Raw genomic sequence first — 20358 nt, 5'->3', positions numbered from 1 at the left:
ATCGCAAGCAAGCCATGGTACAAATCGTCATTACCGCAATCGGCTCCGCAGGCGACGTTCATCCGTTCATCGGCATTGCTCGAATCCTGGCCGAACGCGGACATCGGATCGTATTCTGCACACATCCGCAATTCGCCGCGCTCGCGGAACAACACGGCTTCGCGTTTGTGCCGATCGGTACGTGGGACGAGTATGCGCGGGCGATTGCGAGCCCTGCGCTGTGGAATCCGCGCACCTCGTTTCGCACGCTATGGACGGTCATCGCGCCGACCATCCGCCCTCACTTCGATGCGCTCGCCGCTCTCGCGACCTCGGACACCATTCTGGTCGGCTCATTGTGGGCGTTCGCCGCGCGTCTGATGCAGGAGGTTCATGGCACGCCCTACGTCTCCGTCCAGGTGTCGCCTTCGACGCTGCTTTCCGCAAGCGCTCCACCCACGCATAAGCGTCTGACCGTGCCGATGTGGCTGCCGCTGCCCGTCAGGGCAAAATGCATGGAGATGATTGAAAAAGGCGTGCTCGACAAGGCGTGCGGACCTGCTCTGAACCAGGTCCGCGAACAGCTCGGACTCGCACCCGCGAGCCGCATACTAGGCCGGTGGCTGCACTCGCCGGACAGCGTGCTGTGTCTGTTCCCGGACTGGTTTGCCCCTGCTCAACCCGACTGGCCGCGCAATCATTTCATGGCGGGCTTTCCCCTCTTCAACGATGTAGCGCCCAACGCCTTCGACGGCGAACTGAGCGCCTTCGTCTCGTGCGGCGAGCCTCCGGTCGTCTTCACGCCTGGGTCCTCGCTGATCGACGAGCGAACCTATTTTCGCGCCGTCGAGGAAGCCTTGCACCGCACGGGCACCCGCGCGATCGTGCTTTCCGGCACTGCCGGCGCGCGGGCGCTCGCGCGCCGCGACGTGCTGGTGCGCGACTTCGTACCCTTGCGGACGCTCCTGCCTCACTGCGCAGCCATGGTCCATCACGGCGGCATCGGCACGGCGGCGCTCGCATTCGCGGCCGGCATTCCACAGGTCGTCACCCCGTTCGCGCACGACCAGTTCGACAATGCGCAGCGTGTGGCAAAAAGCGGCTGCGGCGTTCGCATCGACAGTCCCGCCAGCGGCAAGGCGCTGGCGTCAGTACTCTCGCGCATTACCACGGACAAGCTCGTGAGGGCCCGCTGCGCGATCGCCAAACGGCTCATCGACACGGCGCCCGAAGCCTGCGGGGCGGCCGCGCGATATATCGAACGCTGTGCGGATCATCGCGGCGGCATCGGCACCCATTCGGTCGCCTGAACGGCTTCAGGGAATCCCGTCCACATGAGCACTTCGAGCGACACAGTCATAGAGCGCGTCGGCGGCCACGACGAGCCGCGATTGCGCGGCATGTGGCTCGCGTTGCTGACCTTCGCGCTTTCGCTCGCCACTTTCATCGAGGTGCTCGACTCGACGGTCACGAACGTCGCCGTGCCCTCCATTGCCGGCAGTCTCGCCGTGTCGAATTCGCAGGCGACGTGGGTCATCAGTTCCTATTCGGTCGCGGCGGCTATTGCGGTTCCGCTGACGGGCTGGCTGTCGCAGAGGATCGGCGAAGCGCGCCTGTTCGTCTGGTCAGTGCTGCTGTTCACGCTGACGTCGCTGCTGTGCGGGATCGCCGGCAACCTGGAACTGCTGGTTCTCTGCCGCGCCATGCAGGGACTCTGTTCAGGTCCGATGGTGCCGCTGTCGCAAGCCATCCTGCTACGCGCGTTTCCGCCGCAAAAGCGCGTGCTGGCGCTTGCACTGTGGGCAATGACGGTTCTGCTCGCGCCGATCTTCGGTCCGGTGCTCGGTGGCTGGATCATCGATCAATTCTCCTGGCCATGGATCTTCTTCATCAATCTGCCGATCGGCCTGTTTGCGTTCGCGGCCTGCGCCGCGCTCTTGCCGCGCGAGCGTCCGGATGCGCGGCAGCCGCCGATCGACATGATGGGCATCGTGCTGCTCGTCGTCGGCGTGGGCGCATTGCAGGCTGTACTCGACCTCGGGCGCGACCGCGGCTGGTTCGACTCGCCGCTGATCGTTGTGCTGTCGTTGATCGCCGCGCTCGCGCTGGCTTGCCTGTTGATCTGGGAGTCGGCTGAACCCTTTCCAGTCATCGACCTGAACCTGTTCCGCGATCGCACTTTCTCTTTCGGCGTCGCCATCATTTGTCTCGGGATGGTGAGTTTTTCGGTGATCGGCGTCATCTTTCCGCTGTGGCTGCAAACCGTGATGGGCTACTCCGCGTTTCAGGCCGGACTGACGGTTGCGCCGCTCGGCATCCTCGCCCTCGTCTTTTCCATGCTGATAGGGATTTTTCTGGACCGGTTCGATGCCCGCGTCGTGACGTGTTTCGGCTTTCTGGTGTTCTTCGCAGTGTTGTCATGGGATGCGCACTTCACGCTGACGATGTCTTTCTGGCAAATCGTTACGCCGACCTTTATTCAAGGCATCGGCCTGCCGTGCTTTTTCATTCCGCTGAGCGCGGCGATTCTGTCGCGCATCCCCAACGAGAAGCTCGCTGCCGCGTCGGGCCTGTCGAACTTCTTACGCACGCTGTCCGCCGCGTTCGGCACCGCTCTCAGCGTGACCTGGTGGGACAACCGCGCGGCGCATCACTACGGCACGCTCGCGCAATCGGTCACGCGGGCATCCGAGGGCACCAGCCTTTTCACGCGATCGCTAGACACGGTCGGACTCGGCGGTAACCCATTAGCGGCCATACGCGAGGTCGTTCAGCAACAGGCGTACATGATGGCGACCAACGACCTCTTTTACATCGCGAGCCTCGTATGCCTCGCGCTCGCTGCGCTGATCTGGACCACCAAACCCTGGCGCGGCGTGTCGGCCCAGCGCGCCGGACATTAACACTCCCGACAGGGTGACGATCATGAGCCAAACAATCTGCTCTCCCGGCCCCGTGGCCAGCGCCGGTCACGCCGCGCCGCTGCTTGGTGCGCTCGTGGTGTTGTATCGCCCAACTTCCGGGCACCTGACTCATCTATTGGACCTATGCGCGCACGGCACGCCGTTGCTGGTCGTCGATAATTCGCCGGCGGCCTCCCCCGCGTTGGCTGATGCGCTGAACGCGCAGGGCGTGGAGTATCTCTGCAACGCCAATCGTGGTGGCATTGCCGGTGCATATAACCGGGGCCTTGCGCGGATGTTCGAACAGGGCTTCGGCGCAGTCGCGCTATTCGATCAGGATTCGCAGGTGAGCGCCGATTACTTCCGGTTGATGCTCGAGTCGTGCAAGACACTCGGCACGCGAGCCTTCGCGATCGGTCCGCGCATTTACGACGAGAACGTCAAGCACTTTCTGCCGCAGATGTATAGCAACGGCTTGTCCATCCGAACCCTGGCGTTCGAAGCGGACTCCTCATTGCAGCCGTGCTCCTTTCTGCTGTCCTCCGGTTGCGTGATCTCGCGCGTCGCGTATGAACGCCTGGGTGCGTTCGCTGAAGCGCTGTTCATTGATCACGTCGACACCGAATATTCGTTGCGCGCACTGCTGCGGGGCGTCCAGTTCTATGTCGAGCCGCGGCTCACGCTGTCACATCGCATCGGCTATAAGCGGCAACATCGTCTCGGCCCGGTGCGCATCACATCAATGAACCACCCCGCTTTTCGACGCTATTACATGGCGCGTAACGGCATGCACCTGTGTGTTCAATACGTCCCGTCCCTGCCGGTCGCGCTCGTGCCCAATTTCGTCACGTTGCTGCAAGTCTTTCAGGTGCTGCTCTTCGAGTCGGGCAAACTGGCGAAGCTATCCAGCATCGGATGGGGGATCGTCGACGGCTTTCTCGGCCGGCTGGGTCCGCTCGAAACGGCGCGCCCGCGGCTTGCCGCCCGCCTCGGACACGGCTGAGCGATGGCGACACATTCCTGCCGCACCGGCTTCGTGCCAAAGCGCCTATGGACGGCGTGCATGTTCACCGCTTCGCTATGCGCGCTGTGCGCAGTCGCGGGTTGCGCGGACAACAGCCCTTATCATCCGCTTGCGATGCATTCGCCGGGCCCCGAGGCGCTCGCGCGGACCGTACAGGACGCGAAGTCTGCAAACGGCGCATGGCCGCAAGCGCAATGGTTCGAGTCGTTTCACGACCCGCAACTCGATGCTTTGATCGCCGAGGCGTGCGCCGGCAATCCAGACATCCAGGCCGTAGGCGCGCGTCTCGCTGAGGCGCAATCGCAACTCGACCAGTTCGCTTCGGGCACGGGACTCACGGGCGGCGTCGCTGCAGCAGCCTACAAGGCGCGCATGCCAGCCATTGACGGCGCAGCGGACGTGAATGTGGCGGGCACCACGGTTCCCATCAATCTCTTCAGCGATCCGTGGGTCTCGCCCGCGAGCGTTATCGCCGGTGCGAACTACGAACTGGACCTGTGGGGAAGGAACCGCGCCGTGACCCAGGCACTCGTGTCCACACGCGACGCCGCACGTGTCGAAGAACAGCAGGCCCGCCTGATTATCACTACCTCGCTGGTCACGCTATACGGCCGTCTTGCGGATGAATACGCAAAGCGGGATCTGATCGCGGCCAGGCGGCAACAAGCGGACCAACTCGACGAAATCCGGCGCACACGCGAGGCAAGGGGAATCGACAGCACCTACGCCGCACAGCAGGCACGTATCGATCAGGCCACACTGCGCATGCAATTGCAGACAACCGACGATGCGATCACACAAACGCAATTGCAGATCGGAGTCCTGACTGGAGAAGGACCGGAACGCGGCCTCGCATTGCGGCGCCCTGCGCTTGCCGACGCCAACGCCATCTCCGTGCCCGCGAACCTGCCATTGGACCTGCTCGGGCGGCGCCCGGACGTGGTCGCCGCAAAGTTGCGCGTGCAGGCCGCAACCGCAAAAATTGCGGCAACGCGCGCGGCCTTCTATCCGAACATCAATTTGTCTGCGGCGGGCGGCCTGACGTCGCTCAGCCTGGGTTCGCTGTTTTCGAGCGCGTCGCTTTTTTTCGCATTGGGTCCCGCCGTCTCGTTGCCCGTCTTCGAACGCGCGCGGTTGCGCTCGCAACTGCATGGCGACTACGCGCAAGCCGACGAAATGATCGCGCTGTATAACAAGACGCTTGACGGCGCCCTTGCAGAGGTCGCCCGCGCCATTGCGACGATGCGCAAGGTCACTGGACTCGTGGACGCGCAGACACAGATAGTCGCTGCGCACGAGAGGATGCTCGTCGTCGCCACCGAAAGGCAACGCCGTGGCCTCGTCCAGCAGGCGGACGTGCTGGCGTTGCGCGACACGCGGCTCGACGCCCAGTTGCAGCTCGTTGAACTCGACGGGCAACGACGCGACGCTCATATCGCATTGATCCGGGCGCTCGGCGGCGGGTTCGATGCAACTGCGGCCGACTCGTCCGTCAGCCCGGCGAATCGGGAGCCGCGTGAAAACACGCGCGACATCCGCTCGGGCAGCCGCTCTCCGTCCCCTCCCTCCTTAAGCCCGGTCTCATGAGTACAGAAAATCTGCTTGGCGAACCCGTGCCGATGACGGAGCGCGACACCGTGAAGCTGAGCCGCCGGAATCGGCGGCTCGCGTTGCTGTTCGGCATTGTGTCGGTGGCGACGGTCGCGGCGGGCGTGCACTGGTTCGTCTCCGGGCGTTACGTGGAGGAAACGGACAATGCCAGTGTCAGCGGCAACGTGGTGCCGATCGCCGCGCAGATTGCAGGCACGGTGCGCGAAGTGCTGGTCGGCAATACGCAATACGTCAAGGCCGGTCAACCACTTGTCCGGCTCGATGACACCGAGGCGCGCATTGCCCTGCAAGAGGCGGAGGGACAGCTGATCCGCGCGGTCCGGCAGGCGCGCAGTGCCAGATTCTCCAACGCGATGTACCGGGCTGCCGTCGAGTCGCGCGCCGCGGAGCTCGCGCTTGCCGAACAGGCCTTGAAAGCGCGCTCGGGCGCACCGGTAGAGGTGGTCTCCGCGGAAGAGTATGCGCGGGCGCAGGAATCGGTGAAAGTTGCGCGGGCCAATCTTGCATCGGCCCGCAGTCAGCTTGCAAGCGGACTCGCCTCAAGCGGCTCCGGCCACATCGAAGACGATCCGGCCGTGATGCAGGCGGTACAGCAACTGAAGCTTGCCTATGTCAGGACCACGCGAACGACGCTGGTTGCACCGATCGAAGGCGCCGTTGCGCAGCGTTCGGTACAGATCGGCCAGCCGGTTGCGGCCGGCGCACAGCTGATGACGGTCGTGCCCGTCAGGCAGCTGTGGATCGAGGCCAACTTCAAGGAAGGGCAAGTCCGCAACCTGCGTATCGGTCAGCCGGTTTCCGCGGCTGCCGATCTCTATGGATCGAGCGTGGTCTTTCACGGCCGGGTTGACGGACTGTCACCGGGAACAGGCAACGCATTTTCGATGTTGCCGCCGCAGAACGCGGCCGGCAACTGGATCAAGGTCGTTCAGCGCGTGCCCGTAACCATTTCTCTGGACCCTCAGGAGCTGGCCGCGCATCCGTTGCGAGTCGGCCTCTCGATGACAGTATCGGTCGACACGCATCAACGCGACGGAGCGCCAGGCACTAGCGCCACCGTGCATGCAGCCCCGAACGCGGCACCGGCGCCTGACGATGACATGATGCGCGCGGAGGCCATCGCGAGAAAGCTGATCGGGCAGAGCAATAGCGTGGGCGCTCATGACTCCGGTGCGGATTGAGTTCGACAGCGGCAGCAATGGTCGTGCCCCTGCACAACCCATAATGTCCTGCCGATGCGTGCGGCTTAGAACGAATGGGCGATGCCGACCACCACCGCGAGTTGGTTGGCGCCGGTCGCGACTGGAGTGGTCGACCCCGTCGCACTCAAAGCAGACTTCGCGCTATTGATGACGTAGGTGATATCCGTGTACAGCGTGGTTCGTTTGGACAACAGATAATCTGCATTGACGCCTGAACTGATGGCATGCGCCGAAACCTTCCGGAATGCGTGATAGTACGACGCGGCGGATACCTGAAACGTTGGCGTTATCTTGTAGCGAAGGCCGCCGAATGCCATCGTTTGCGGCGGTGATGCCGCGAGCGTAGCGGCGATGTCGTTCAGAAGCAGCTCGTAACCGGCATAGAGGGTCGCTTTACCAATGGTCCACGAGCCGCCCGCAAGATAGCGCCGCTCGCTACTGCCGGACGAGGCGATGCTCGTACCCTGACGTTGCTCATAAACCAAGGTCAGATTGAATGGACCTTCTCGATACCGGCCACCAACATCGAATTGCTTACCGACCCGGAACTCGCCCGGCACCTGGGCACCATTCGCAATCGTGGAATCGTAGCCGAAGCTGTAGAGCGCGTTCAACTCGAACGGACCGGCGTGTCCAAGATACTCCAGCGCGTTGTCGGCTCGTCCAACAAACTGCGCGTCCTGGGCGGACAAGCCATAGCTGGAATAGTTGAGAGGGTCTAGTGCCAGAAAGAACCGATACATCGGCGTCATCTGCCGGCCAGCCATCACTGCACCGAACTTTTCGCTCTCCAGTCCGACGAACGCCTGACGACCGAACAAGCGTCCGCCCTGCTGCAAAGTGCCATTGTTCGTCGCGAAGCCGGATTCGAGCGTGAATATCGTACGCAGACCGGCGCCAAGGTCTTCCTTACCGGTGAGCCCCCAACGGGAATTGATGCGATTGCCAGTGTTGACCCGAAACAGGTTGCCCGAGCCTTGCTTGCCTGCGTGAGTGACGTACTCAACGCCAGAGTCAAGAATGCCATAGAGCGTTACCGACGACTGAGCGTGAGCCGCAAATGTGGCCAACGAACATAACGTAGCGGCGAATCCAGTCCTCACCAGTCGCGCAGCGTGATTCGATTTCAAGCTTGTCTCCTTTCATTAATTCGGTAGTTATACTAATTTACCGGTGCGGCAGCGCGAGCCGGTTCTTCCTCCTGCGGCTCACGCTGCTGTGCGAATCAAACCTGAGTGATGCGTTTGCTGACGAACAACATCGCTACAAGACCGATTACCGGCCCGATGGCCAGCGTAAGCACGGCGAGCACGACGGAATGTGTTCCGCCATAGACGTGCCCAACGGCCAGTGGCGACACCGCACTGCCCATCTGCCAGATCGCGTTTGTCCAGCCAGCGCTCGCGCCCGCCAGCCGTTTACCGGATGCATCGCTCACCTGCGCCATCAGCACCGGCAGGTAGCCATAGGAGAACGCGCCCAGAATCGGTGCGACGATATAAAACTGCGTGACCGTCGAGCACATGCCGAAGACCACGAGGGTAATAGCGAACGCGACCAGAACCAGAATGGACATGAGCCGACGGGAGATGCCCGGCAGGTCGGAAATCCATCCGAGCGTGGGTTTCGCAATGACCGCGCCGATGCCGAAGGTCGCGATAATCGACCCGGCCACGACAGGAGAAATGCCGTACTGCCGCGTCATCAGCGCATTGCCCCATGCGCCGAACCCAACCGTGGCCCACAGACCGCCGCAACCTGCAATGGAGAGGAATATCAGGTTCCGATTGCGCAAAAGACCGAGCATCTCTTTCGCGCTGTTGCGAGCCGGGGCTCGCTCGCCTCCCGGGCGATTCTTGAGAAACAGAAGGGAGACAATGCCCCAGGCGACCGTGGCAACGCCAAGCATGCGAAACGCGCTCGACCACCCATACTGGGCGGAAATCGTGGGCACGATTGCATTGGCGAGCACCACCGCGAGCGATGTCGCCGTGGTGTAAATGCCCATCGCCCGACCGCGGTCTCGCGTGAACCAGGCAGGAATCACCTTCATGCCGGCCGAATAGTCTGCTCCTGCAGCAAAGCCCATCGCGAGTTGAATGAGAATGCCCATGCTCAACGACGTCGTCGCGCCAAAGAAGAATGTGCAAGCGCCCAGTGGAAGCAAGGCGAGCGTCATCATGGCCCGGCCGCCGAGAAAGTCAGTCAGCATGCCGCCGATGATGTTTGCCACTACATATCCTGCATAAAACGCGGTGACAAAGGCGCCCAATAGCGACACCTGGATACCGAGGGATGCACCCACCGGTGCTGCGACCGTGCTCCATGCGACGCGGTCGACGTAGCTCAGAAGAAATGCCGCCCACACGATGAACAGAGCAACCCAGCGGTATGGGCTTGCTTCCGTTTCCCGGGCGCTGGACGCGGACCAGTCCGCGCCCGATGCGTCAGTCGAAGACGCAAGGTTCTTTTCCACGACTCCTCCATGCAGGGCGTGCATGCGCCGCCCTTGTTCCTGTTTTAACATCCAGCGCCGAAGGCGCGCCGGGCAAGTACTGCGAAATTGCCGCGTTACAGGTCCAGCACAAGTCTGCGGGACTTCGAGCGGGAACAGCATGGCAGGAACCGGTCGTTGCGCGACTGCTCTTCCGGGGATAGAAAAAGGTCGCGGTGTTCCGGTTCACCGTCGAGCACGCGGGTAACACAGGTTCCACAGATGCCCTGCTCGCACGAGACCGGCACGTCGATCCCAGCGTCTGCGAGCGCCTGCGTCACTGTCCGGTCCGCGGGAATGCTCACGGTCTTGCCTGTGCGTGCAAGGCACACTTCGAAGGTGTCGTCGGACGACGTGTCGACGGCCGCGGCCGAGAAGAACTCATAATGCAGTCGACTCTCTGGCCATCCGCTTGTACGCGCCGCATCGAGTACCGCATTCATGAAGCCTTGCGGTCCGCAGACATACAGATGCGTGTCCGCGGTAGCTTCGTTCAGCAGCGCATCGAGAGCGAGTCGTTGCCCCTCGTCTTCGTCGTCAAAGTGATACTTGACCCGTTCCGACCAGGACGCATTGGCGAGCCGCTCGAGGAACGCCGCACGCGAACGGGAGCGCGCGCAGTAATGCAGTTCGAATTCTTCGCAGGCTCTGTCCAGATGTTGCGCCATGCAAAGCAATGGAGTCAGCCCGATGCCCCCGGCCAGCAGCAGATGCTTCACAGCGCCGGACGCTAGGGCGAAGTGATTGCGCGGCATGCTCACACGCAGTTCATCACCCTCGTTGACTGCCTCGTGCATGCCTGCCGAACCACCCCGTGACATCTCTTCGCGCAATACAGCAATTCGATACCGCGACCGCTCGTAGGGCGCGCTGCAAATCGAGTATTGCCGCACGTGTCCCGTTGGCAAATGAACATCGATATGTGAACCAGCCTCGAACGCCGGCAAATCGCGACCGTCAAGACTCGTGAATTCGAAGCTGACGATGCCGTCGGCCTCGATATTGCGCCGTGCCACACGCACGGTCATTGTCGACTCATTCATGGCCATCACCGTCACATAATCGACAAGCCGCCGTCGACCATCAGCGTGGTCCCGGTGATAAACGATGCCTCGTCGCTCGCGAGCCATAAAATGGGCCACGCGATTTCCTCGGGAGACGCCCATCGGCCTATCAATGATGTGTCCTGCCTTTGCGTCTTGAGCACGTCCACGCTCTTGCCAGCCGCCTGCGCGCGGTTGACGTGAAAATCAGTCAGCGTCGAACCAGGACATATTGCGTTGGCGCGCACACCGTGCGCCGCCTCTTCAAAGGCAAGCGTGCGAGTCATCGCAAGCATGCCCGCCTTGGTCGCATCGTAGAGGCCCATGCCCTTGCGGCCGGTCACCGCATAGCAGGACGATACATTGACGATGCTGGCCGACCCCGCTTTGCGCAAGAAGGGCAAAGCCGCCTTGCAGTAGTTCGAGGTCCCCACCAGATTTACCGAGACCATGCTATGCCACTCTTGCGGCGTCGCGTCGGCGAGTGCGCTGTAGTTGCGCATCGCGGCATTGTTGACGAGCACGTCAAGCTGGCCGAACGCATGTGCTGCAAGCTCGACTGCCGCGAACGCCTGGTCAGCGTTCGCAACGTCAGCGGCAAATGTTTGAACCTTCGCTGCGGGGTCACGGCTGAGCAGGTCGTCGGCGACGCTCGCAAGCGCTTGCGAATTTGCATCGACGAGGATGACTGCCGCACCTTCGTCGCAGAACACACGCGCGGTTGCGGCTCCAATCCCGCCTCCCCCGCCCGTGATCAGCGCGACTTTGTCTCTAAGTCTTGAACGTTGCATCTCATGCCAGCGTGCTGCCGGCCTCCTTATGCACAGATGGATGATGAGCGTTGCGCTCGCTCAGATGGAGTAAATCGGCTGCCCTTTGCCGTCCGAAAGATGGATGGCTGCCCACTCTTGCGGTTTCTGGTCGCGCGGCAGCAAGGCACCGGCTGCGCGCACGCGCTGCTGGTCTGCGTCGATTGCGGGCGGGTCAGTGTCCACCTGCAACGCAGTAGCTGCTTCGTAGAGCATGCGTCGAGCCATGACGATGGCGCGGTCCGTCGGCAGCAGCTTCTCTTTGCTGTGGTCCTGAATCGGACCCATGCTTTCCTGCAGCGACGCGTCCTGCATGGCGAACCCGAAAACGCCGGAATAAGCGCGCTTGTCCTTCTGCGCCTGACGGTCAATCAGATAGTCGTTGTCCTTGTTCGCCTTCGGGCGGAACGTTCCCGGCTCGTACTCGCAGTGAATGCCCTTGCCTGCTTTCAGGTCGTTCATCTCTTCGGCGGACAACGGACGGTCGGGACGGAAGTTGATGCTCCATGCCCAGCAGGTGTGGTCGTCAATCGGCACCCAGACATGGCCTGCCAGAGAGTGATCGCCGAATGGAGGAATGAGCGTGTACCACGGGAAAAGGTACTGCGTAATTCGCCAGTAATAGGAATCCGGCTCGCCGTTACGCCGCCCGAAAAGCGTGAGGCCGAAGGGCTGCTTCTCAATTTCGAAGATCACATTCCCGTCCGCCTTGATGTATTCGAGCGCCTTGGTGCCCTGGTGCATCGGGTCTTCGTCGACTTCATAGCGGTGCACGTAAGAGACGTGGCTCGTGTCGATACCGCCTTCCATCGCCTGCAGATAATTGGACTCCTGCAGACGCTTGGATACGAACACATGGTCCGCTGGCAGGTTGCACCATTCGAGGTCCGGCGGTGCCGGTTGTTTGTCCTTGGGCCCCATATAAGCCCAGACAATGCCGGCGCGCTCGATGCACGGGTACGCCGTGATGCTCATGTGCTTGCACGCCTGCGGCGCGGACGGCACCTCGACGCAGGTCCCGTTGCGGTCGAACTTCAGGCCGTGATACGAGCAGCGGATGCCGTTTTCCTCATTGCGTCCGAAATAAAGCGAGACGCCGCGGTGCGAGCAGAACTCGTCAATCAGCGCCGCATTGCCGTCCGAGTCGCGGAATGCCAGCAACTTTTCGCCAAGGATCTGAACGCGCACCGGCGGGCAGTCTGGCTCGGCGATTTCGCTCGCCAGCAGAATCGGCACCCAGTAACGCCGCATCAGATTGCCCATCGCAGTGCCCGGGCCGGTGCGCACCAGCGTTTCCGACATGTTCCTGTCCATGCTTTACTCCGATTTGTGTGATGTTGTCCGTCTGGTGAGAATGTGATTTCATTGTACGGACAGACAACACGAAGTTCAAGCGTTGGGACGTAAGGGATTTTCTCTACAATGGCGCTGACAGCACCGCCCACAGGGACACGAAAACAATGGAAGAGAAGAAGGCGCACGAGAGCGTTCGCGCGGTTGAGCGAGCATTGGAAATACTTCTGGCCTTCAGGCCGGGAGACAAATCTCTGACCGTCGCGGAGTTGCTCACGCGAGTGAACCTGAGCCGTCCGACCTTGTATCGATTGCTGAACACGCTGGAACAGGCCGGTTTTCTCTCATCCTCGGGAGAGCCGCAGCGCTTTCACCTTGGAAGCTCCGTCGCCCAATTGGCTCACGTCTGGCTGAGCGACCACCGGATCGCCGAACTCGCGCAGCCGGTGCTGCGAAGTCTGTGGGAAGCGACATCCGAAACTGTCGCGCTGTTCGTGCCCGACGACACCTATCGTCTGTGCGTGGCTGAGCTCGAGAGCAACCAGCCGCTCAGTTTTCGGCGCGGCGTTGGCTACCGTGAAAAGCTTGTGCGAGGGGCGAGCGGGCGCACCATCCTTTCGCAGATGCAGCTCACGCCAGACGAACTGCAGCGGTATCTTGCCGACCCCAGTCAGGATGTCACGGCGCTCATGAAGGACATTGAACAGATCCGGGCGAAAGGTTTCGGTACCAGTCATCACGAACTGATTGAGGGCGCTGTCGCAGTAGCAGCACCGTTTTTCAATGGCGCCAATCAGGTCGCCGGTTCGCTCTGCATTTTTGGCCCGAGCGTGCGCGTCAACGAGCAGCGGGTCGAGCAGTTCGCCGGGCTCCTGAAGCGTGCAGCCACGGAGTTGTCGCGACTGCTCGGACATCGGGATGCCTGACGAGCGATTGCGCTCAACGCTCGAGGCATCGCCTTCGCGATGAGCGGCGTCGCCGCGTCGTTTTCAGTTACGTTGGAATCAAACTCTCAAACTCCAAGCTGATTGAAGGACTGCCATGACCAAAATCGAGCGCCTGCGTCTACCTGAAGATGACGCGACCTTTGGAAGCAATCGCATTTTCGACCTGTTCCAGTATTCGCCGGCCGTCACCGCTAACGGCCTGGTCTTTATCGCGGGCCAAATCGGCATGCGTCCCGACGGGTCGATTCCGGAAGACCCGAAGGAGCAAATCGATTTAGCGTTCAGGCGCGTCGAGGCAGTGCTCAAGCATCTGGACCTCGACTTCACGGACGTCGTCGAACTCGTTTCGTATCACGTGGACGTCGGCTCGAATCTCGCTGCATTCCGCGAAGTGAAAGAGAAGTATGTCCGTTCCGACTTTCCTGCCTGGACTATTCTCGGCATCGCCGCATTGGCGCGGCCAGAGCTCATCATTGAAATCAAAGTCGTCGCGGCCACGCGCAAGTAACCAACCGGCGCCTGCTCACGAGGCGCCGTTAATCACGCCGTTAATCACGCCGTTAATCACGCCGTCCATCGACTCACCGGAGCTCGCTAGGTCTTTCAGCGGATCAACCACGCACGATTTCGTATCGTCTGTCGGCACTGGCCTGGTGAGCCGGCGCTTCGCAGTCTTCCCCGCAACGGTGGACATGGTTCCGCTTTCAGCCGCTTGAGTCGTTGATTGAAAGAAACCTGATGCTTGCCGCGAAGCACCCCATGCACGCGGCATCGACTTCATGCCGGCGCCTTCCGTGCGGGCGCACTGGGTTGCGAGCGGGAATTCGCTACGTCCACGAGCGCTTGCCAATCGAACCCTTCAAGCAACACCGTAGTCTGCACGGGAGACAGCTGTGCAATGTCCATGTCCGAGGTTAGTTCGACCGCCCAGTCTGTTACTGCCTTAGGCATGTCTCCGATCGCACTCAAGGCGCTATCGCGTGAGACGTCGGTTTGGGATATGGCAACGACACCCATCAGTGCCGTGACAAACAGAGTGGCACGGGAAGTAATAGTGATGTGACGCATCATGCTCTATCTCCATTGGACTTGCGGAAATTAACGGATTTGCTGTGCGCGCATTAAGAGCATAAAGATCCAAACCTTATGTCCTGCTTAAAAGCTGAATCATCCGAGTACTGCGGGCCACAGTGAGTATTGCAACTGGCGATTGCAGACCGCCGGAAACGTCGCATTGCGATGGTGTCCAGCATTTTTTCCAGCCTATGCCGCTGCAGCCGATCATCGAAAGCGCAATGAAAAAAAGAAATCACGTGATGGTCACATCGTGTCTCTAAGGTCTTTCGCACGGCAACACGTGACAGCTTCGTCACCGCCGTCAACGGAGACAAACTACATGATGCGTACGCTCTTCCCCGCCCCGGCAACCCTGAAGATGATCGCCGCCGCCGCGGCGGTCATCGCACTCGCTTCGCCGAGCGCGCAAGCCGAGGTGCCCGATCCCACTACACAGATCACGCAAAGCGGCTACACGCCTTTGTATATCGGCGTCGATACCGAAACAGCAACCGTGCCGTCAAATCCGGCGACAGCCGGCGGCAAGCCCACGATCAGCCGCGCGTATGTGATGCGCGTCGATCTGCGCGCGCCGGGCGTGAGCGTCGAGACGACCGCGCATAGTGGCCCGCTGATGACGACCTCGGAGACGATTTCGCAGTTCGCCGCTCGCACTGGCGCGCGTCTTGCGATCAATGCGAACTTTTTCGCACCTTGCTGTGCAACAACGCCCGAGCCGAAGACGATCATCGGCTTGCTTGTGTCACACGGCCAGGTTGTGAGTCCGTTGACCAGTGATCCGACGCAAAGCGAAGCGGTGCTCGCGATCACGCGGCAGGGCCGCGCATACATTGCAGAAGCACCGCAGATCTCGGCGCAGGACCTGAAGCTGATCGATACGGCTGTCGCGGGCTCGGCGGTTCTGCTGAAAAACGGCCAGGATCTCAGCGCGCAAAGCCCGAACGAGGGCGATCCGCTGAACCCGAATCCACGGACGCTGGTCGGCCTCTCGAATCAAGGCCGGTATCTCTACCTGGCCGTGATCGATGGGCGTGTCGCGGGTTATTCAACGGGCACGACCAACGCGCAGTCAGCACAATTGATGAAGGCGATCGGTGCGGATGATGCGATCAACCTGGATGGCGGCGGGTCGACCGAGCTCGTGCGCGCCGATCAGACCGGCGTGCCGTTCATCGTCAATACGCCAAGTGGCGGCGCGGAGCGGCTCGATGCGTCGGCGATCGGCGTACATGCCTTGAAGTTGCCCGATTTGCCCGGCTCGCCGTTTTAGAACCTCGTAGTTCTGAAGATACGCCAGCTTCTTCAAATGGCCGGGCGCTCTCGCGTCCGGCTTTTTTGGTGGAACGGGCGGCCTGCCAATGACGAGCGTGCGCTCAAAGCAACTTCAACGCAGGCGGACGAACTTGTCGCCGTACGTCTTTGTCAAAGTGATGTGGCCGGAGTTCACATCATGAAGCCGTTCTGTTGTTCCGCTGTTATGACTGGCGCCGCCGCCCTCGTGCTGGTCGGCGGCTGTTCGTCGACATGGCCGCCTGCTCAGCAGCAAACCGCGCAGCATGCTACCGCAGACACTGGCCCCCGCCTCGCGCGCACCGATCAACGCACGTCGCGCACCGAGCCTTCGCCGCCGCCGCCGCGAAAGCCGCCGGTGCTCAGTGTCGGCGTCACCGATCCCGACACTCAATTGATCCTTCCCTGGTTCCTCGCGGACATTGTCAATGCGGTGAACACGCAGCAGTCTTTTGGCGACCTGATGCATACGATGAAGGGCGGCCTGTGACAAGCGGCATCCAGCGGACAGCCTTTCTCGCCCGATAACAACAGCGCATTCCCTGAACGCGCCGCGCAATCCGGCTGCCGATACGCAGGCGCGTTGAAATCTGCCAGGCGCCAGCTCACGAAATTCAGCGCACCGCCGCCGCGCACTATCAGCGCCGCGCATTGTGATCAGCAGTCTCAGCCGCCCAGGAGACAAGCGGCTCTTTGCCGTCAAACGCCGCGTGACGTAGAGAGAAAATTGCGGCGCATCGGCTTGAGCACTGCTATCGCGAGCAACGCGGTCACGATGTCGAGCGTAATCGCCGCGCCGAAAACCGGCAACCAGCTACCCGCGTGCTGATGCATCAACGCGGCGAGCGGACCGCCCAGAATGGAACCGATCCCCTGCGAAATGTAGAGCCAGCCATAATTTTCCGTGGCGTGTCGCGTGCCGAACGTGTCAGTCAGCGTCGACGGAAATAGCGAGAAGATTTCGCCCCACCCGAAGAACACCAGGCCAGACAGAATCACGAACAGCACCGCGTTATCGCGCGTGAACAGCCACAGCGCCATCGCCACGCCTTCCAGTGCGAACGCGAAGAACATCGTGTTCTCCCGGCCGAGCCGGTCCGACATCCAGCCGAAAAGCGGCCGCGTGAGCCCGTTCGTAAAGCGGTCGATGGTCAGTGCAAGCGGTAGCGCCGCCATGCCGAACACCAGCACTTTGGTCACGCCGAAATCGGCCGCGAAGGTTGCCATTTGCGAGGTGACCATCAGGCCGGACGTCGACATCATCGTCATCATTGCGAACATCAGCCAGAAGATCGGTGTCCTGAGCGTCTGCGACGGGCGCAGATCAGCTACGGAAAAACCGGCATCGTTCACCTCGCTGCCGGCGGCATCATGCGCGGGCGGCACACGCAAGCCCTGCGATGCCAGCAGCCCCACAACCGCGAACGCGATGCCGAACATCCAAAGCGTCGCGTCGACACCGCGCGCTTGCAGCGACGACGCGATGGGAAACGTCGTGACGATCGCGCCCATCCCATAGCCGGCGGCGACAGCGCCCGCCGCGAAGCCGCGCTGGGCCGGAAACCACCGCACCATCAGCCCGACCACGCCGACATACACAATGCCCGTGCCGAGGCCGCCGATCACGCCATAGGTCAGATACAGCATCGGCGCGCTCTGCACTTGCGACGCGAACACCCAGCTCAAGCCGGACATCACCGTGCCGATGGAAATCAGCATACGCGGACCGAAGCGGTCGATCAGCTTGCCCTGAAACGGCGAAAAGAACGTCTGCAAGATGATAAGCAGCGAGAAGGTAACCTGTAGTTCAGGCAACGCAATGCCGAGTTTCGCGGCGAGCGGCTTGGTCATCAGTGTCCAGACGTATTGCGGACTCGAAATCGCCATCATGCAGATGAGGCCTAGCCCAAGCTGAATCCAGCGGTTATGCGTAGCCGACGTCGAGATATTCCCGATCTCGGGCGTCATTGGTTGCGAGCGTGTGCTCATGCTGTTCTCCGTTTGCTGGGCGCATGCCGGCTGGCATGCGCTAGACGTGCCGCGTCCTCCGGCTCCAGGGGCCGGAACTGTGGCTCGTTTGAGAAAAAAGCGCGCGGTGTCTACCAGCCCGCAGCGGCCCCGTCACTGCGCGGGTCGTAGCCCGCTTCAATCAGTCCATTAGCATGCCGAACGATTGCGCCGGCATGCCCCATCGCTTCATCGTATGGCGCCATCAGCTCGACTTCGTGACCGAGCGCGGTGAGCTCCGCTGCCGTGTGCGCGGCAAAGCGCGGTTCGAGCTTGAGCGTGTCCGTCGACTGGCCCCATGTGCGGCCAAGCAGCCAGCGAGGCGCGTCGATCGCCGCCTGCGGATTCCAGCCGAAATTGGCGATGCGTGAAAACACCGCGCTTTGCGACTGCGGCTGGCCGTCTCCGCCCATGTTGCCGTACACCATCGTTCGGCCATCGACAAAGCGCGCCAGCGCCGGATTGAGCGTGTGAAACGGCCTGCGCAGCGGCATCAGCGGATTGAGCGCGCGCTCGTCGAGCGAAAAACTGCAACCGCGGTTCTGCCAGTTGATGCCCGACTCCCGCAGGACAATGCCGCTGCCGAACTCGTGATAGATGCTCTGGATGAAACTCACCGCGACGCCGTCGCTGTCGGTGACGCCCAGCCAGACCGTATCGCCGGGTCCGCGACCGGCGCCCCAGGGCGCGGCCTCCGTTGGCGATACGCGCGCCGCCAGCGCGTCGAGCGCAGCCGGTTCGAGCAGCGTCGCCGGATCGGCCGTCATGTGGTCCGGATCGGTTATGTGCTGGTCCCGGATCGCGAAAGCCAGCTTGGTCGCCTCGACGCAGGCATGAACGAACTCGGGCCCAAGTGGATCCATGTCCCTCTTTAGCACGCGGTCGAGAACGCCGAGGATCAGCAGCGAGACGAGGCCCTGCGTCGGCGGCGGCATGTTGTAGATGGTGCCGAGCGAATGTTGCAGCGCCAGCGGCTTGCGCAAGCGCGCCTCATGCCGTTCGAGATCGGCAAGCGCAAGCAGCGAACCGGTGGACTGCAGATCGCTGGCGATGCTGCGCGCGAGGTCGCCGCGATAGAAGTCGTCCAACCCCGCTTCGGCGAGGCGCTCCAGCGTCGCGGCGAGGCGCGGTGCGACGAAGCGCTCGCCTGTCGCAGGCGCACGGCCATCGCGAAGATAGGTATCCGCGAAACCGGCGATCGGACTCAGCTCGACACGCCGGCTGTCGACACATTGCGCCTGGCTCCGCGTCACGGGCACCCCGGACTTCGCGTAATAAATGGCGTCCTCGAGCAGCCGCCCAATGGGCAGCTTGCCGCCGAGCACTTCGCGTGACCAGTTGTGCGCGAGCTGCCAGCCGGACACCGTGCCCGCAACCGTGTTCGCAGCGAGCGGGCCACGCGCCGGAATCGTCGCGTGTCCGCGCGTGCGGTAGGCGTCGATGGTGGCGGCGAGCGCAGCGGCGCCGCAGGCCTCGATGCCCACCGGTTCCGCACCGGGGCGCGAGATCAGCCAGAAGCCGTCGCCGCCGATACTGTTCATGTGCGGATAGACGACAGCGATGGTTGCGGCAGCGGCGATCATCGCCTCGATTGCGTTGCCGCCGTCCCGCATGATCGCGAGCGCGCTTTGCGCCGCAAGCGCGTGAGGCGCGACAGCCATCCCGCGCATTCCGCGAGTCGGGTTCAGGGAAATCAATGACATTGTTTCGACGGGGATTTGCTTGTATACATGCAGACCATGTATGCGAGAAGCATGCCAGCTACGCAGCGGGCGGACGATTTCCGCTGCACGCGGACTTCAGGGAAGACTCCCGCGACGGTGATGTCGCTATCTGGTGCCGCGCATCCTCGGTGGTGCGTACGGGACGGTGTTCGGCCCCATTGCGGTGCGCGCCCGTTGCAGGCGTTCTTCGGTCAAGGTGCGTACCTCAGCGCGGCTGCCTTCAATATGGCGCGCGATCAACGCCACGCTACGATCGGTGTCGCGAAGGCGAACCGCCTCGAGAATCGCCACATGTTCGTCGTAGGTTTCGTCGATGCAGTCGCCGTACACGAGATCGAGCCGCCGCACGACGCGGATGCGATCGGTCACGCGCTGCATCGCGTTGGTCAGTTCGGCGTTATCGGCGGCCTGCACGAGGGCGTGGTGAAATTCTTCGTCGAGCGCGACCATCTCGCGGCCATCACGCCGGCGTCGGGCATGCGGGATTTTCCAGACTCGGTCAAGGCGATCGAGCATTCGTGCGACGCCATCGGAAAGGTCGCCTTCGGAACTGGCAAGCTTGGAAACCGCAAACGTCTCGATCAGCGTGCGCATCTCGTAGAGGTCTTCGAAGCGCTTGAAATCTACCGGCATCACTTCCCAGCCGCCGCGCACGTAACCGCGCATCAGACCATCGCCTTGCAGACGCTGCAGGGCTTCGCGCGCGGGTGTGCGCGAGACGCCGAAGCGCTCTGCGATGCTGCCTTCGGTCACGCGGTCACCCGGCAGAAGACGCATGTCGAAGATATCGTCGCGTACGCTGAAGTAGACGTGATCAGCCCGCGAGGGTGAAATGCCGGTTATATCGTTCACGCGTCGGACCTGAGCTTGGCGAGTCTTGAGGCTGAGATTATTGTCCGACCCGCAGACGAGATGTCAACGGAGGACAAAAAACTCCATTACCTGCACGGCGGCG

Annotated in this window: 19 protein-coding genes; 9 read left to right on the top strand and 10 right to left on the bottom strand. The window is 62.0% G+C overall.

Translation table 11 applies throughout. From position 1 onward, the window contains the following. Positions 1 to 14: 14 nt before the first annotated feature. The 5 genes from A3AC_RS0116640 to A3AC_RS0116620 are packed head-to-tail and all read left to right on the top strand — an operon-like array spanning position 15 to position 6698. Positions 15 to 1289 (top strand): glycosyltransferase, encoded by a 1275-nt coding sequence (locus tag A3AC_RS0116640; RefSeq protein WP_025600207.1) that lies wholly within the window; start codon positions 15 to 17, stop codon positions 1287 to 1289. A 24-nt stretch (positions 1290 to 1313) separates the two neighbouring features. Further along, positions 1314 to 2882, top strand: a complete 1569-nt coding sequence (locus A3AC_RS0116635) for a DHA2 family efflux MFS transporter permease subunit (RefSeq protein WP_025600205.1) — start codon at positions 1314 to 1316, stop codon at positions 2880 to 2882. A 22-nt stretch (positions 2883 to 2904) separates the two neighbouring features. Beyond that, positions 2905 to 3885, top strand: a complete 981-nt coding sequence (locus A3AC_RS0116630) for a glycosyltransferase family 2 protein (RefSeq protein WP_051361635.1) — start codon at positions 2905 to 2907, stop codon at positions 3883 to 3885. Positions 3886 to 3945: 60 nt separating this feature from the next. Further along, positions 3946 to 5493, top strand: a complete 1548-nt coding sequence (locus tag A3AC_RS0116625) for an efflux transporter outer membrane subunit (RefSeq protein WP_025600202.1) — start codon at positions 3946 to 3948, stop codon at positions 5491 to 5493. After that, positions 5490 to 6698: an HlyD family secretion protein gene (locus tag A3AC_RS0116620; protein WP_025600201.1), complete on the top strand. Its 1209-nt coding sequence runs from the start codon at positions 5490 to 5492 to the stop codon at positions 6696 to 6698. The genes A3AC_RS0116625 and A3AC_RS0116620 overlap by 4 nt, the downstream gene beginning before the upstream one ends. A gap of 65 nt (positions 6699 to 6763) precedes the next feature. On the opposite strand, the gene A3AC_RS0116615 is transcribed toward A3AC_RS0116620, so the two are convergent. The 5 genes from A3AC_RS0116615 to A3AC_RS0116595 all read right to left on the bottom strand — a co-directional run bounded on the left by A3AC_RS0116615 (position 6764) and on the right by A3AC_RS0116595 (position 12379). Then, positions 6764 to 7849: a porin gene (locus A3AC_RS0116615; RefSeq protein WP_025600199.1), complete on the bottom strand. Its 1086-nt coding sequence runs from the start codon at positions 7847 to 7849 to the stop codon at positions 6764 to 6766. 95 nt (positions 7850 to 7944) lie between these two features. Beyond that, positions 7945 to 9336 (bottom strand): MFS transporter, encoded by a 1392-nt coding sequence (locus A3AC_RS0116610; RefSeq protein WP_232231949.1) that lies wholly within the window; start codon positions 9334 to 9336, stop codon positions 7945 to 7947. Further along, positions 9291 to 10256 carry a PDR/VanB family oxidoreductase gene (locus tag A3AC_RS0116605; protein WP_025600197.1) on the bottom strand — a complete coding sequence of 322 codons (966 nt, stop codon included), beginning with the start codon at positions 10254 to 10256 and terminating at the stop codon, positions 9291 to 9293. Before A3AC_RS0116605 ends, A3AC_RS0116610 begins: the two co-directional genes overlap by 46 nt. A gap of 11 nt (positions 10257 to 10267) precedes the next feature. Continuing rightward, a complete protein-coding gene (locus A3AC_RS0116600; protein WP_025600195.1) occupies positions 10268 to 11047 on the bottom strand; it encodes an SDR family NAD(P)-dependent oxidoreductase in 780 nt (259 codons plus the stop codon). A 60-nt stretch (positions 11048 to 11107) separates the two neighbouring features. Beyond that, entirely contained in the window at positions 11108 to 12379 is a 1272-nt protein-coding gene (locus A3AC_RS0116595; protein ID WP_025600194.1) for an aromatic ring-hydroxylating dioxygenase subunit alpha, read from the bottom strand. A 146-nt stretch (positions 12380 to 12525) separates the two neighbouring features. Here A3AC_RS0116595 and A3AC_RS0116590 point away from each other — a divergent pair, with 146 nt between their 5' ends. Then, positions 12526 to 13284 carry an IclR family transcriptional regulator gene (locus tag A3AC_RS0116590; RefSeq protein WP_025600192.1) on the top strand — a complete coding sequence of 253 codons (759 nt, stop codon included), beginning with the start codon at positions 12526 to 12528 and terminating at the stop codon, positions 13282 to 13284. Between the two features lie 115 nt (positions 13285 to 13399). Next, entirely contained in the window at positions 13400 to 13813 is a 414-nt protein-coding gene (locus A3AC_RS0116585; RefSeq protein ID WP_025600191.1) for a RidA family protein, read from the top strand. A gap of 15 nt (positions 13814 to 13828) precedes the next feature. On the opposite strand, the gene A3AC_RS30435 is transcribed toward A3AC_RS0116585, so the two are convergent. Beyond that, positions 13829 to 14086, bottom strand: a complete 258-nt coding sequence (locus tag A3AC_RS30435) for a hypothetical protein (protein WP_156924628.1) — start codon at positions 14084 to 14086, stop codon at positions 13829 to 13831. After that, positions 14083 to 14376: a hypothetical protein gene (locus A3AC_RS0116575; protein WP_025600190.1), complete on the bottom strand. Its 294-nt coding sequence runs from the start codon at positions 14374 to 14376 to the stop codon at positions 14083 to 14085. The genes A3AC_RS30435 and A3AC_RS0116575 overlap by 4 nt, the downstream gene beginning before the upstream one ends. A 325-nt stretch (positions 14377 to 14701) precedes the next feature. Between A3AC_RS0116575 and A3AC_RS29680 the strand changes: the two genes are divergently transcribed. After that, positions 14702 to 15652 (top strand): phosphodiester glycosidase family protein, encoded by a 951-nt coding sequence (locus A3AC_RS29680; RefSeq protein WP_025600188.1) that lies wholly within the window; start codon positions 14702 to 14704, stop codon positions 15650 to 15652. A 180-nt stretch (positions 15653 to 15832) separates the two neighbouring features. Continuing rightward, on the top strand, positions 15833 to 16162 hold the full coding sequence (locus A3AC_RS0116565) for a hypothetical protein (RefSeq protein WP_025600187.1): 330 nt from the start codon (positions 15833 to 15835) through the stop codon (positions 16160 to 16162). Positions 16163 to 16371: 209 nt separating this feature from the next. Here the strand turns inward: A3AC_RS0116565 and oxlT are convergent, their stop codons facing one another. The 3 genes from oxlT to A3AC_RS0116550 all read right to left on the bottom strand — a co-directional run bounded on the left by oxlT (position 16372) and on the right by A3AC_RS0116550 (position 20255). After that, entirely contained in the window at positions 16372 to 17661 is a 1290-nt protein-coding gene (gene oxlT, locus A3AC_RS0116560; RefSeq protein ID WP_025600186.1) for an oxalate/formate MFS antiporter, read from the bottom strand. A 110-nt stretch (positions 17662 to 17771) separates the two neighbouring features. Beyond that, positions 17772 to 19340 (bottom strand): gamma-glutamyltransferase family protein, encoded by a 1569-nt coding sequence (locus A3AC_RS0116555; RefSeq protein WP_269664637.1) that lies wholly within the window; start codon positions 19338 to 19340, stop codon positions 17772 to 17774. Positions 19341 to 19508: 168 nt separating this feature from the next. Next, positions 19509 to 20255: a GntR family transcriptional regulator gene (locus tag A3AC_RS0116550; RefSeq protein WP_025600183.1), complete on the bottom strand. Its 747-nt coding sequence runs from the start codon at positions 20253 to 20255 to the stop codon at positions 19509 to 19511. Positions 20256 to 20358: the final 103 nt, after the last annotated feature.

The sequence above is a fragment of the Burkholderia sp. WSM2230 genome (assembly GCF_000472445.1).
Classification (GTDB): Bacteria; Pseudomonadota; Gammaproteobacteria; order Burkholderiales; family Burkholderiaceae; genus Paraburkholderia.
The sequence above is the reverse complement of the archived record's forward strand: the minus strand, read 5'-3'. Positions and strand labels throughout refer to the sequence as shown.